Here is a 14,037-nt window from a genome sequence, read left to right as displayed (position 1 = left end):
CGACAATAGTGTTTGACACAACGACCTCTGCTCAATCAATGACATAGGCTCGCCACCTCCGTCACGCCGCACAAATAGAGTTTGACACAACGCCCTTTGAGCATAAGTGTAAGCACCTCGCGAAGGCCGTTCGCAATGCGACGCGCACGTGAGGCATGATTGGGTATCGGTCGCTCGGGTTCGCCCGCTGGCAATCAGCCCGTGGAGGCAGGCGGGCAAGGCTTGCCTGGCAGCTTACTTGCCACGTTCCACGGTAGTAATTCGTCGATGCGGTTAATGGGGTGGTCAGCGATATGGGTCAGCACATATTCGAGGTAAGCGCGCGGGTTGATCCCGTTCAGCTTGCACGTGCCGATCAGGCTGTACATCGCTGCAGCCCTCTGGCCCCCGCTATCGGAGCCGGCGAACAAGAAGTTCTTCCGACCCAGACTCACACATCGCAGCGCGTTTTCGGCCAGGGCATTGCTGATCTCGGCACGGCCCTCTTCGCAGTACAGCGCGAGGGCATCCCACTGGTTAAGCGAGTAACGGATCGCTTTGGCCAAATCGGATTTCTTCGACAGCGTCGCGAGTTTGTCCGTCATCCACGTCTTGATGGTTGCCAGCAGCGGCACACTTTTCTCCTGCCGCACGCGCAGCCGTTCAGCGGCGGGTTTGCCGCGGATGTGGGCCTCGATGCCGTAGAGTTCGCCGATCAGCTCGAGCACCTCCCGGGTCGCCTCGGTAGGCGTTCGCGCATGCACGTCGTATATGTACCGTCTCGCGTGGTCCCAGCATGCCGCCTCGCGAATCTTGCCGCTCTCGTACAGTTCGTTGAAGCCGCTGTAGGCGTCGGCTTGCAAGATACCCTTGAATCCGTCCAGGTGGGTCTGGGGATGAATGCCTTTGCGGTCCGGCGAGTAAGCAAACCACACTGCGGCCGGTTCGGCCGAACCCGAACGAGTGTCATCGCGCACATACACCCACAGGCGCCCCGTCTTCGTCTTCTTCTTGCCCGGCTCGAGTACCGGGATCGGCGTGTCATCCGCGTGCAGCTTCGACGGCGCCACCGTGTAGCGGCGCAGTGCCTCGGTCAGCGCATCGCAAAGGGCCTCGCATTGACCAACCCAGCGGCCCATGCTGGCCGGGTCGAGCTTCACGCCGTCGCGCGCGGCTATCTGCGACTGCCGGTACAGCGGGGCGTGGTCGGCGTACTTCGAGACGAGGATGTCGGCCAGCAGGCTCGGATGGGCGATGCTGCGCGTAATCGGCAGACCGGGCATCGGCGGCTGCGAGAAGTGGTGGCCGCACGGACAAACCGTCTTGCGCCGGATCGTGCGAATCACCTTGAACATCGCCGCGACGCGGGCGAGTTGCTCGGACACGTCTTCTCCCAGCGGCTGCATGGCGTTGCCGCATTTCGGACAGGTCGTGTCAGCCTCGAGTACACGTTCCTCGCGTGGCAGATGCGGCGGCAGCGCTTCTTTCGGCGATGCGTCGCCCACAAGCGTGCTCGCGCTTGATTGGCGGGCGCGCCGCACATCAGCGACGCCGCGTTCGCCCGTCAAATCCTCGAGCGCGGTTTCGAGCCGTGCAACCTCTCGGTCCAACTGCTCGGACTTGCGCCCGAATTGCATGCGCCTAAGCTTGTCGAGCTGCGCCTTGAGTTGCTCGATCTCCAGATCACGCTCGGCAAGCTGAGCACGAGCCTCGAGCAGCAAGGCTCGCAGAGTTTCAACATCGTCAGGAAGTTCGGCGCCGTTCGACATGCGGCGCAGTTTACGAGCCTTCTGCTCGGTTTACAACATCGACAGTGCAGCGGTGCGACGCGGCTGTCGCCAATCGATGCCTTCGAGCAACATCGACAATTGCGCCGCCGTCAGATGGACCTTGCCGCCATCGGCCTGCGGCCACACGAAGCGCCCACGCTCAAGCCGCTTGGCAAGAAGCCAGAGCCCGTCCTCGGTCGCCCACATGAGCTTCACCAAATCGCCGCGCCGGCCTCGGAAGATGAATACGTTGCCGCCCAACGCATTATCCTCGAGCACCGTCTGCACCTTGGCCGCCAGCCCTTGGAATCCGCAGCGCATGTCGGTGACGCCTGCCACCAGCCAGACGCGTGTACCTGTAGGAAGAGAAATCACGCTCGCACGCTCCCCAGTACGACACGTAGGTGTAATGACCTGCAATCGAAATTGGCCGGACCTGCAATCGACGCGAATTCCGGCCAGCATTAACTGCCACTGACGGCGCGCCCGAACCAGGATTATCTGCCACTGAGCCTGCATTCAGCGGTGCCGACCTGCATTCCGTCATGGCGGGCCAGGATTAACTGCAACTGACGGATTTCAGATCGGCAGGCCGGCGGCCAGCATCTTGTCGCGCAAGGTCGCAGCCCGCACCGGGTCAAGGGAGTTCGTGAACAGGGATCTGATCTCGGCCGGCTTGGCGTCGAACTGTTCGATGAGATCCTTGACGCGATAGCCGTGGCGCGTCAGCGTCGGCTCGATGTCGTCGAGCTGGCGCGACAGGACCGACTCGACCAGCTCGGCGGAGACGGGCTTCTCGCCGGTCAGGTAGCCCGCCTCGAACGCGAGCGCGAGATGTAGCTGGATTTGCAACGGCGTGCGCAACTTCGTCGCGAGCAGATCGACTGCTTCCTCGGTCAGAATCGATTCGATGTCGGTGCCGTCGCCGGCGCACGCACCGACCAGCCAGCGAATGTACTCGCGTTGGCTGCCAGCGATGCCGTCCAGCGAGAAGATGTCGGTGCGATAACCGATCTCCTCCATCGTCGCGCGCCGCAGATCGTTGCGCAGCTTTGGATGGCCGGCGAGGATCACCGACAGGCGGCCGTCGCCGTTCTCGACGAGTTCCATCAGGCGCTTCAGACCCGTGAGGGTGTTGCCGTTCAGGTCGTGTGCCTCGTCGACGAACAGCGCGACGGGACGCTTGTTCTTCCTGACCAGTTCGCGCAGGTCGCGCTCCCGTTTCTCGCCCTGCGTGGGAATACGGACCTGCTTTTCGGTCGACAGGTCGTAGAAGAGTGCCGCGATAAAGGTCGCGAGCTTGATACGGTGTTTCTCGATCGCGAGCGACTTGGAGACGGTCACACGCTTCTCGTCTTCGAGCGCCTGCTGAAGTCGCCGCAGCATCATCGTCTTGCCGCAGCCCACGACGCCGCACACCGCGATCAGCCGCCCTTCAACGATGGCCCCTTTGATGTCTTTCATCAGCTGCTGGTGGTGCGCGGTCTCGAAGTAACCCGCCTGATTCAGCGGCACCGTCAGTCCGAAATGCTGCATCACTTCAACTCGCATGAGCCTCTCCTGGCTTTCTGTGTCGGAAATAGTCGCGGACGAGTGCCAGCACGATCCGCCGAACCAGCGTGTCGGCCAGCACCTGGTCGATGAACTGTCGGTCCTGTGGCGACAGTTTCGCGAGCGGTCGCGCCAGATCGTCGGCGATCGCGAGCTTGGCCGCGATCGCGCTCGGGAAGCGGTACTCGTGAGCATCGGCGTCAAATGGCTGGTGCGGCAGCGGCGTCGGCGCGGCCGTCGGCGGCGCCAGCCGAACGTCGTCGCCGGCGAGCGCCGCGATCGGCAAGCCGAGCTGGTCCGCCAGCGAGCGGATGCGATCGGCCCGTTCGTCGGCCTTGCCGCGCCTGAATGCACGATAGCGATGCAACGGGATCGGGCCAGACACCGGGTGGTACGGCCCGAAGCGCTCACCGTCGAACTCGGCATACAGTTCGTCGTCGAACAGCCCCCACAACAGCACGACCGTCTCACCCGCCATGTCAGGCTCAAGTTCGTACACCGTGCCGTCGATCGTGATGCGCGCATCGATGCCGACCTTGCGCCGCTCAGGCTCGCGGGCGAACCGGCAGAACTGCTCCCACGTACACATGTCGCGCACGCCACCTGGCGGCAGGTGCGCAAGCCAGTCCTCGAGGCGCGAGTGTTTTTCGGCCCGGTGCCGTTGATCGTTGTAGCGCTGCAGATAGCGCAATAACCACTCGTTCGCTTGGACCTCGGTCTCTGGCTTGTGGAAGTGATACAGCGTCTCGTGCGCCTCCTTGACCGTGCGAAACGGCCGCTCGACCTTACCTTTCGAGCGCGCCGTGGTGCGCGTGCCGTCCTTGCCCGCCGGCAAGTGGGTCTGCCATGCGATGTCGAGCGCCTGCATCACGTTCTGGAAGACACGGCTCTTCGCGACGGGACCGTTGTCCAGATAGATCATCTTCGGCCGGCCCTGGAACGGGAACGCCGGGTCGGCTTTCGGAGCCATGGCGTTGAACAGGAAGCGCAGCGCCGATTCCGCGTCTTCGCCGTACACACAGCGGTATTCGTCATAGGCCACGCCACTGCGGTCGTCGACGACGCTGAACAGCATCAGCGTGGGCTCGCCCTTCGCGACGTCGAGCCAGGCCGGACGCTCGATGTGTTTCAGATCGGATGGCGAGAGGTCGAACTGCCAGCAGTCATTGCTGTGCTCCGCCTGAAAGCGCACCGCGGGCGGCTGGCGCAGCAAGTGCGGCTGATCGAGCCGCCAGGCAGACAGGTAGTAATTGACGGTCGAACGGCTCAGCACACCCTTGGGCGCTTTGAGCAGACCTTGCACGGTTTCCACGCCGTAGTCTTCCAGCAGCTCGATGGCGCGCACCGTGGACAGGTGCCTGCCGTTCTTGTTGGTCGTGCGCAGCTTGAGCGCCGCGATCACTTCGCAGTAACGCTCGAGGTCTGGTTGCCGCAGGATGCGCGGCTTGCCGTAGTCTGCCCGATGGGCGGCATGAGGTTGCTGGAAGGCGTGCAACGCGCGATACACGCTGGTCGGAGACACCGCGTACAGCTCGGCAACGGCGGCGATCTGCGCGGCCCGTTCGGGACTTTTGTGCGGCAGCCGGTCGAGCCGCTGCCGCAACTGCATGAGCGAGTCGGGCGGAATCGCCTTACGCCGTCCGCTGGGCATTGCGTTCCGCCTCGGTCAGATAGTTGTACAAGGTGGAGCGACCGATGCCCATCAGCCGGCAGATTTCTTCGACGGTGTGCCGGCGCTCGTGATAGAGCTGCAAGGCGAGCTGCTGCCGGGCCGGATCGAGCCGTTTCTTGCGCCCACCGTTGTGGCCGCGTGCGCGGGCGGCCGACAGGCCAGCGCGGGTGCGCTCGCGGATCAGGTTGCGCTCGAACTCGGCCAGCGCGCCGAACAAGTGAAACACCAGGCGGCCCCCGATCGACGCCGTGTCGATGCTCTCCTGCAAGCTGCGCAGGCCGACGCCGGCTGGGGGTGACCCGTTTCCGTGGACGGTTAGACAGTTGAATCTTCTCTCGGTTGATGTCCTCCAGGTTGGGCGTTTGCGCGAGTTGTCCACGGTCGGTCGGCGGGTCGCCTATCACGACCGCGACGCCGGCCGGCGGTGGGCAACTCGCCCGCAGCGGGCATTTTTTGTTGATACATCGTTTCGTAGCGGATTGGTGTGTGGTAGCCGATCGCGCTGTGTCGGCGGCCGAGGTTGTACCAGCCCTCAATGAAGGCGAACAACTCACGTCGAGCTTGCTCGTGCGATTGGAAATGCGAGCGGGCCAGCAGTTCGCATTCGAGCGTGGCAAAGAAGCTCTCGCACATGGCGTTGTCGAAGCAATCGCCCACTGTGCCCATCGAGGGGCGTACCCCCGCTTCGCGACAGCGCCGGCCGAAGGCAAGCGACGTGTATTGGCACCCTTGATCCGAGTGATGAATGACGCCCTCGGGGCGACGCTGCACGAGGGCCATGTCGAGCGCACGCAGCATCAGCTCCGTGTACAGATGATTGGACATCGCCCAGCCGACAATGCGGCGACTGAAGACATCGAGCACGACGGCGAGATAGAGGAAGCCTTCGGCTGTCGGCACGTAGGTGGCATCGGCTACCCACAGTCGGTTGGGGGCGTCGGCCACGAAGTGCCGTTGCACGAGATCGGGTGCGGGCCGTGCGCCGGGCTGCCGCCGCGTCGTGTTGATCCAGCGCCGCCGGCTCACGCCGCACAGACCCGCTATACGCATCAGACTGGCAATACGTTTGCGCCCGACATGCATGCCATGCTCGACAAGCTCCGCATGGATGCGAGGCATGCCGTACGTGCCGCGCGAGCTTGCATGAATGGCTCGAATACGCCCGAGCAGATCGGTGTCGCTGCACGCCCGTTTCGATGGGCTGCGCGAGATCCACGCGTAATAGCCGCTGGCCGAAATCTGCAGCAGCCGCGCCATCGTCGCAATAGGCAAGCTGGCCTGGTTCGCTTTCATGAATTCGAACCCTTTTCGGGCACCGTTCCGGTCTCCCGTGCAAACCAGGCCGCGGCTTTTGAGAGGATCTCTCGTTCAAGCCGCAGTTGGCGATTCTCGCGACGAAGTCGCGTAAGCTCTTCGCGCTCCGCTGTCGTCAAGCCATCATGCCGCTTGCCGCTGTCGCGATCGGCTTGCGCGACCCAGTTGTAGATCGTTTGCGCCGTCGGCTCGAACTCACGCGCAAGCTCTTCTGGCGAGCGCCCGGCTTTGACTAACTCGACCATTTGCGCCCGAAATTCCGGCGCGTAGGGGTTGTGGTGCTTTCCCATGGCAGGCACCTCCTGTTCCAAAGGATAGGTGTCCACGGAAACGGGTCACCCCCAGTCTGGCGTATTTCCATCGAAAACAAACTCAAGGGCGCGGGCGATCAGGCGGGCCAAGTCTCAGACTATCTGACTGATCTTGATAAGCGAGGGGGCGGTACGAACATCATCGTCTACTTGACCGCCTTGGCGGATCAGTTGCCGGCGGAGCATTCGATCTCGAGATCGGACTGGCAAGGCGCAGAGGCGAGTGGTCGCGCACTGGCAGCGTCAGCGGCAAGCCTTGTCGCCTGGCTGGACGCGACAATCAACCGGGTTCAGGCTCCGAACGTACAGCAGTTCTTGCGGGATTTTCGGCAATACTTGAAGGAGAAGGTCTTGGGAGAGTCGAGTGATCAAGTGGCAGAGATCGTATTGCGTCACGCGGATGACGCCGACGGCCTTGCGGCAGCGTTGCAGGTAATTCGATCAAGGGAAGCGTTGTACTCACGTCTTAAGACCAAAGCGATGGCCGACATTGACACTCTGCTGCCTGCTGGATGGATAATCTGTCGTCGGTTGGACACTCAATATGGCATAGGCATACGTCTGCCAGATACTGCGCACTGGCATATGTGCATCGAGCCGCAGAGCGGTGAGCACAAAGCCTGGATCTGGGGTATCAAGCGCGAGGACCGCAGCTATGACGATGTCGAACGGGATCAGTTGGCGCGGATAGGGAGCAGCCTCCGCAAGCGGCTTGACGCCAACGGAAAACCCTCCGACTGGTGGCCCTACCACCTTCCTTTCCGTGGCACCTATGCCGAAGCGCGTGATCCGGCATCGTACCGGGATTGGGAAGTCAATGTTGAGCCTTGGCTTGACATGCAGAGCGGGCGGTTTGCCCGCCGAATCATCGACTTGTTTGAGAGTATCGCCACAGCGCTTCAAACCCCGCATATGAGGGGGAGTTGAAGACTCGGAAAGTTCCGTCGCACGGGCGCGCCTCGTGTAATACGTGGGTGCCACGATCTTACGCGACAAAGCCTTCCAAGAAGTGCATATGGTCCGTGGTTCTGAACTGAGGGGTACCGGCGCGTTGCCCGCGCGGGCACTACTAGCGCTGCCGATCTGAAATCCGTCAGTTGCAGCTAATCCTGGCCCGCCATGATGGAATGCAGGTCGGCGCGGCTGAATGCAGGCTCACTTGCAGGTAATTCGGGTTCGCGCGCGCCGTCAGTGGCAGTGAATGCTGGCCGGAATCCGCGTCGGTTGCAGGTCCGGTCCGTTTCGATTTCAGGTCGCTACAGATAGTCGGTATTTCCAATGAGCGTGACGTTGTCACCCCTCGACCGACTGGCTTACTGTCCGGTCAGTTGCAGCTATTGTGAGCGCGCGGCGATGGAATGCAAGCACGCGCGGCTGAATGCAGGCCCAGTGGCAGATAATGCTGGTTCGCGCGTGCCGTCAGTGGCAGTTAATCTTGGCCGGAACCCGCGTCGAATGCAGGTCCTGCCCGTTTCAATTTCAGGTCGCTACAGCTACACATGGCGTCATTGTCATCGGAGAATTCGCTGTAGCGTAGAGGGTACCGCTCACCGTGGGCACTCCATGGAATGGTCGAAAGTACCTAGCACCGTTGCTGCGGCGCATTTTCTATCGATACATCCACTTTCATTTCCAGGCACCAAATGCCCCTGCAATCTGGCGGGCCCGTTTCACGTCGTCGCCGTGCAGATAGATCGAAGTGGTCGAAATCGACGCGTGCCGGAGGTTGTCCCGCACGGTGGTCAATTCCGCGCCGCGTGCGAGCGCATGCGTCGCATGGGTGTGCCGCATCCAGTGCGGACTCGCGTGCCGCAGCTTGTCGGCCAGCGCCGGATGATCGGCCTCGATCACCCGTGCCGCCTGCCGGAAGAACCGTCGCAACACACCCCATAGCCGTACACTGCTGATCGCCGCGTCGTCCGCGTCGAGACTGCCGATGATCGGCGTGCCGGGATGCCAGCGCATCGCTACCGTCGAGATCCCCCTCGCCGCCAGATAGCGCAGCAGCGCTTCCCACGCCAACGGCGGCAATGCCACGCGCCCGGCCTTCGCCCCCTTGCCCATGACGCGCAACCAGTGCGCGCCGTGCGCATCGGTATTGACCTGGCCAAGCGTCGCGTGAATCAGTTCGCTGACCCGCAACCCGGTCGCGTAGCCGAAGTCGAGCAGGAATCTCAGCCGTTGCGCGGCCAGCGCCGCCCATCCGTACGACCATTCGAGCCCATCGGCGATCGTGCGCGTCAACAGCCATTCGCCCTCCGTAAACGCATGCGACGTATCGAGTACGTTCGCCCGCGCGCTGCCGCGCACCTTCACGCCCGCGAACGGATTCGCGAGCACATAGCGTTGCTCGATCAGCCAGCGAAACAGCGCGCCGAGGATCGAAAGCGCATGAGCCGTCGAGCGTGTCGATAGCCCGCCGTTGAACGGCCGCCATTCGGGCGACGAGCGCGGGCGCACCGGGCCGATCCAGCGCTCGTGCGGCGTCGGGCTGCGCAGGAACGCGCGGTACGCGATCGCATCCTCGGTCGTCAGCGACGACAGCGCGCACCCTCGTTCGACGATCGCCCACAGGATCAGCCGTTCCGCCTCCTTCCGGTACGTGCGCTGCGTGGCGGGCGATTCGTGCAGCGCGAGCCAGGTTCGAACCGCCTCGTAGTCGTTGTTGGCGGCGAGCGTGCATGTCTGCCGCGGCGCGCGAAACGTCCCTTCGGAGCCGTCGACCCGATGCGGCAGGCGCAGCGATTCCCACGGCACGATGTCATTGCACCGATCCGCCGCTATCAGCGCCTTCGCCTTTTCCGTCAGCGCGGGCCACGCGGCAAAGAACTGCTCGATGTCGCGGGCGCTGGCCGCGCCGAGCCCCGGCACGACTTTCCACCATTGCCGCCGGCGCGGAATCCGCACCGTCAGTTCCGCGAGCGTCTCGATCCCATACGCGCGCAGCGCGCGCACGGCCCGCTCGGAGAACCATTGGCCGATGTCGTCGGCGATTTGCGGCTCGGGCGGCCGCGCGGTGCGCAAGATTTCGATCGCGTGCGCGACCGCCATCGCGTGTTGTTCGCGCTCCGCCATCGGACATTCGAACAGGACCGCCAGATCGTCGCGATGCACCCGCCGGGCAATCGCCGCGAGCCGGCGTCGGATCTGCCCGAGCACCCCACGCGACGACTTGCCCTGCCCTGCTTCGCCGCCGACGTAACGAGCGACGGCAGCACGGGTCGGCAGCCCCGAATGCCACGTTCGCAATGCGGCGAGTTCGTCGGCATCCGGGAAGTCGGCCGGCCCGGCGGCAGCGGGCGGAGGCAAGGTGTCGTGCGTTTCCATGAACGCAAGTTTACTTCATAAATGCGCATATGAAGATAAGAAAAGTTATCTAAATACGTCGAATTCACGGCAATCACCACGGGGTCCCCTTGATTTTGATGTCGTTTACCGGCATAGACCGGCCTATGCCCGACAAGGCCTATCGGTCTGCCCCTATAAAAATATCCCATCGAATCAAAGACTTCCTGACTGGTCTTTTTGCGTAGCGTGAAGACCTCCCGCCCGGGCTTACCCGGCAGGCTGAGGCCCCCGAGGGGCCATCAGACGGCGCTTTGCCGCGATAATTGCAGTTATCGTGGATCACGAGTCGATTATCCGAACAAATATGATTTTCTAACGTTAGATTCGTGTGGAATAATTGGGCCGGACATTCCCCTCGACTCGTCTGGAGCCTCCTCATGCCCCGTCCGGCCGCCGTCAGCCCCGAGCAGATCCGCTCCGCCGTGCTCGCGATGCTCGCCGAGGCCGGTGATGCCGCGCCGGCGAGCGGCACACGCTTTCGCCAGATCGTCTCGGTCCGGAAGCTGCGCGCGCGGCTCGGCGCCGGCGACCCGGCCACGCTCGCGCGCGCCCTGAACGCGATCGAGGCCGAGGTGGTGCGCTCGGGGCTCGCCGAGATCGCCATTCCCGAGATTCCGCCCGAGATCGCCGAGCAGATGCGCGCGCTCTGGCAGGCGGCCGTGGCCGTGCAGCTCGACGACGTCGTGCGCCTGAAAACTGACGCCCAGCAGGCGATCGCCGCGGCCGACGCCGCGCGCAGCGATGCCGAGCTGCGCGTCGAGCTGCTGCGCCAGGAGCTGACCGACCTGCGCGCGGTGCTCACGGCGCGCGACACCGAGCTCGCCGAGGCGCGCGCGCAGCGGATGCTGCTTGAGGAGCGGTGCACCGCGCTCGAGGCCACTGCCAGCGAGCGCGAGGCGCGGATCGATGCGGCGGCAGCCGAGTGCGCCGCGCTCGAGCGTGCACACGCCGAAAGCCTCGCGCAGGCCCAGCACCGCTACGAGGCGCTCGCCAAGCAGGGGTAATCGTCCTTTTCGTGCAAAATCTGGCGGTTTCTCCTGAGAGCCTTCATACATAAGGCTTTGCGGGCGATGCCGACTATAGTCAACAGACCCGGACAAGGCCCGCGGTAAGATACCTGCCCGCGATTTCGGATCGCGCCACCTTGACGGGAGGCAGGATGCCGGGGCTGGGATTTCGCTATGTGGGACAGGACCGCCTGCCCGCGCGGTTGTCGGAATTCGATGTCGAGCGCTACTTCGCGCTGACGGACAGCGACATCGCCGCGATCAACGAGCGCTTTCGGCGTGATCGCCGGGCCGGCGTGGCCGTCCAACTGGTCTTCCTGCGGGCCAGCGGCCACACGCTGGACCATGTTGGCACCCTGCCGCGCCAACTGCTGCGCTACATAGGCGAACGGCTTGGCCTGCCCACCCCGACGATCGCCTCGCTGCGAACGCTCTACCAGCGCTACAAGACCCAGTATGAGCATCAGGTCTGGGCTTGCGAATACCTCGGCCTCGCGTCGATGGGAGCGGATCACTGGGCCGGCCTCGAAGCCTGGATGAGACAGGACGCCGCCGAATCCCTCACGCTCGACGAGCTGATCCAGCATGCGCACTACTGGCTGTACGAGCGGCGCATTCTGATTCCCGCCGATCGGACGCTGCGGGATCTCGCCCGTTCGATCTGGTCGGACATTGAGCGCGGCCTGCTCACCATGATCGAGGCGGTCGTTCCGCAGACGCAACTGGCGCGCGCCGATGCGGTCCTCTCCAGCCAGCACGGCACTTCGGGTATGACCGTGCTCGAATGGCTGAAGACACCGCCGGCGAGGCACAGCCCGACGACAATCTCCGAGACGCTTGCGAAAGTCCGCTTTCTCAAGGAGCTTGGCGCGCATACGTGGGCGCTGGATGCCGTGCCGATCGAAAAGCAGCGCGCCTACGCACAGCGCATCCAGGCCCGCCGTCCGGCGAAGGTCCGGGAACTCAAGGCGTCCACGCGCACGATCGAGCTGATCTTCTTTCTGCGCGTCACGCTGCTTGAACTGACCGACGCGTTGCTGTACCAAACCGGGCGCCGCGTCTCCGATCTGGTGCGGCAGGCCTACGACCGAACGACAGTCAAGCAGGCCCGCTCGGCCGTCGAGTACCGGCGGCAGCTGATTGCGATCAAGGCGCTCGTCGACGATAGCGAGCGATCCGCCGAGGAACGCCTCGCCGGCATCGGCAAGCTGCTCGAGAATCTGTCCGACAAGCCGCCCGCCAGCCATGCTGCGAGCGTGCGTGAGACGTTGACCGACGATCGTCACCGCATCCGCAACCTGCTGGTGCCGCTGCGCGAACTTGAGTTTGCGGGCCGGGACACGGAGCCGAGCCTGCGGCAACTCGAACTCATCGGCGCGTTGCATGACAGCGGCGCGACCGAATTGCCGCCCGATTGCGACGTGCCAGTCGGCGCCAGTTGGCGCGATCTCGTCAACGACGCGGACCGTGCGCGTGCGCTGCGGGCCCTCGAGGCATCGGCCATCACCGGCCTGCGCAAGGGCTTGCGCCGAGGTTCGATCTGGATCAACCATAGCCTGTCGTTTCGCGAGCGCGATCAATTGCTGATTCCGCCGGCGCAGTGAGAGCGCGAGCGCGACCGGCACCTCTCGTCGCTCGGCTTGCCGCACACGGCCGAGCCGTTCCTCGAACGGTTGACGGAGCATCTGAAGGCCGGCTTGGCCGCGCTGGAGGAAGCGCGTGAGGCCGGGCGCGTCACGATCGGCTCCGACGGCGCGTTGCACCTGTCGGCGATCGAAGCGCTGCCCACAGACGGCATCCCGAAACGCACGCGGGATCTGATGTTCAAGGAAATCGGCACCGTGCAGTTTGCCGACATGATCATGGAAATGGACGCCCGCACGGGCTTCAGCGAAGTGCTGCTGTCGCGCAAGGCGCGCGATGCGAACGAGCTCGTCTCGCTGTATGCCGCGCTAATCGCGCATGGCACGGAGCTCGACGCCAGGAGCGTCGCTGCGATGATCCCGCAGTTGGACCCCGCCCATGTTTCGACGGCGATGCGCGCACTCGAAATGCCCGGGCGGCTCCCGCGCGCGAACGATCGCGCAGTGGAATTCCAGCGCACGCATCCGATCACGGAACTGTGGGGGAGCGGTCAACAGGCCTCGAGCGACTCGATGAGCCTGGATACCTCGCCGCATCTGTTCTATGCCCGGGTCGATCCGCGGCGGCGCACTCACGCCGTAGGCATCTACACGCACGTGCTCGACCAGCACGGCATCGTCTATAACCAGCCGATCGTGCTGAACGAACGGCAGGCCGGCGTCGCCATCGAAGGCGTGATCCGTCACAACGAAACCCGCGACGATGGCGGCCTGCTGCGGCTGTCGGTCGACACGCACGGCTACACGAGTGTGGGCATGGCGGTCTCGAATCTGTTGGGTTTCGACCTGTGCCCTCGACTGCGCAACCTCTCCGAGCGCAAGCTGTATCTGCCGCGCAGCCTGTCCGCGCCCGACGGGCTCGCGGCCGTTGTCGCCCATGAGATATCACTCAAGGCGATTCGCGATGGGTGGGACGAACTGCTGCGGCTCGTGGCGTCCATCCACTCGGGGCGCGTGAGCGCGACCGTTGCGCTGCAGCGGTTCGGCAGCGCGGCCCAGGGCGACGCGGTCCATCGGGCGGCCGACCAGCTTGGCAAACTGCTGCGCACGCTGTTCTTGTGCGATTACTTCAGCAACGCGGAGTTTCGCCGTGAACTGCATACGCTGCTCAACCGAGGAGAGTCGGTTCACCAGCTTCAGCGTGCGATCTACACGGGCCGGGTGGCGCCGGAGCGCGGCCGGCGCCGCGACGAGATGATCGCGATCTCGGGCTCATTGACGCTGCTCACGAACGTGGTCATCGCGTGGAACACACAGCGTATGCAAGCGACGATCGACGGGTGGCGCAAGAAGGGACAGGATGTTGCCGACGATTGGCTGCGCCGCATGGGGCCGGCGCACTTCGCGCACGTGAATTTTCGCGGAACGTTGAGCTTTCCGATTGACCGCTACGCGGAGATGCTGCTCGAAGCGGTACCCAACCAGCGTATCACCGGATCATGA

At 64.0% G+C, this 14,037-nt stretch carries 7 protein-coding genes and 3 pseudogenes; 3 read left to right on the top strand and 7 right to left on the bottom strand.

Features of this window, described 5'->3' with window-relative positions:
• Positions 1–194: 194 nt before the first annotated feature.
• The 6 genes and pseudogenes from tnpC to WS70_RS24730 form a co-directional block, all read right to left on the bottom strand.
• Positions 195–1,748 (bottom strand): IS66 family transposase, encoded by a 1,554-nt coding sequence (gene tnpC / locus WS70_RS24755; RefSeq protein WP_108034051.1) that lies wholly within the window; start codon positions 1,746–1,748, stop codon positions 195–197.
• A gap of 30 nt (positions 1,749–1,778) precedes the next feature.
• Positions 1,779–2,123, bottom strand: a complete 345-nt coding sequence (gene tnpB, locus WS70_RS24750; protein ID WP_059473692.1) for an IS66 family insertion sequence element accessory protein TnpB — start codon at positions 2,121–2,123, stop codon at positions 1,779–1,781.
• A 204-nt stretch (positions 2,124–2,327) separates the two neighbouring features.
• The gene (locus WS70_RS24745; protein ID WP_059598019.1) at positions 2,328–3,299 is read right to left on the bottom strand and encodes an ExeA family protein; all 972 of its coding nucleotides are present in this window, start codon (positions 3,297–3,299) and stop codon (positions 2,328–2,330) included.
• The gene (locus WS70_RS24740) at positions 3,289–4,926 is read right to left on the bottom strand and encodes a DDE-type integrase/transposase/recombinase (RefSeq protein WP_203236028.1); all 1,638 of its coding nucleotides are present in this window, start codon (positions 4,924–4,926) and stop codon (positions 3,289–3,291) included. Before WS70_RS24740 ends, WS70_RS24745 begins: the two co-directional genes overlap by 11 nt.
• A gap of 4 nt (positions 4,927–4,930) precedes the next feature.
• Entirely contained in the window at positions 4,931–5,239 is a 309-nt protein-coding gene (locus tag WS70_RS24735) for a recombinase family protein (protein ID WP_236861880.1), read from the bottom strand.
• A gap of 188 nt (positions 5,240–5,427) precedes the next feature.
• Positions 5,428–6,575 (bottom strand): annotated as a pseudogene (locus WS70_RS24730) (IS3 family transposase); the annotation flags it as partial.
• Between WS70_RS24730 and WS70_RS24725 the strand changes: the two are divergent.
• Positions 6,561–7,523 carry a PDDEXK-like family protein gene (locus tag WS70_RS24725; protein WP_059597222.1) on the top strand — a complete coding sequence of 321 codons (963 nt, stop codon included), beginning with the start codon at positions 6,561–6,563 and terminating at the stop codon, positions 7,521–7,523. The pseudogene WS70_RS24730 and the gene WS70_RS24725 overlap by 15 nt on opposite strands.
• Before the next feature lie 699 nt (positions 7,524–8,222).
• Here the strand turns inward: WS70_RS24725 and WS70_RS24720 are convergent.
• Positions 8,223–9,923 carry a site-specific integrase gene (locus WS70_RS24720; RefSeq protein WP_059597221.1) on the bottom strand — a complete coding sequence of 567 codons (1,701 nt, stop codon included), beginning with the start codon at positions 9,921–9,923 and terminating at the stop codon, positions 8,223–8,225.
• Positions 9,924–10,321: 398 nt separating this feature from the next.
• Between WS70_RS24720 and WS70_RS24715 the strand changes: the two are divergent.
• Together WS70_RS24715 and WS70_RS33715 are read left to right on the top strand one after the other, a co-directional pair.
• A pseudogene (locus WS70_RS24715) lies at positions 10,322–10,942 on the top strand (DNA-binding protein); the annotation flags it as partial.
• 161 nt (positions 10,943–11,103) lie between these two features.
• A pseudogene (locus WS70_RS33715) lies at positions 11,104–14,037 on the top strand (Tn3 family transposase).

The organism is Burkholderia mayonis, from assembly GCF_001523745.2.
Taxonomy (GTDB): Bacteria; Pseudomonadota; Gammaproteobacteria; order Burkholderiales; family Burkholderiaceae; genus Burkholderia; species Burkholderia mayonis.
This window is presented reverse-complemented; position numbering and strand designations above follow the sequence as displayed.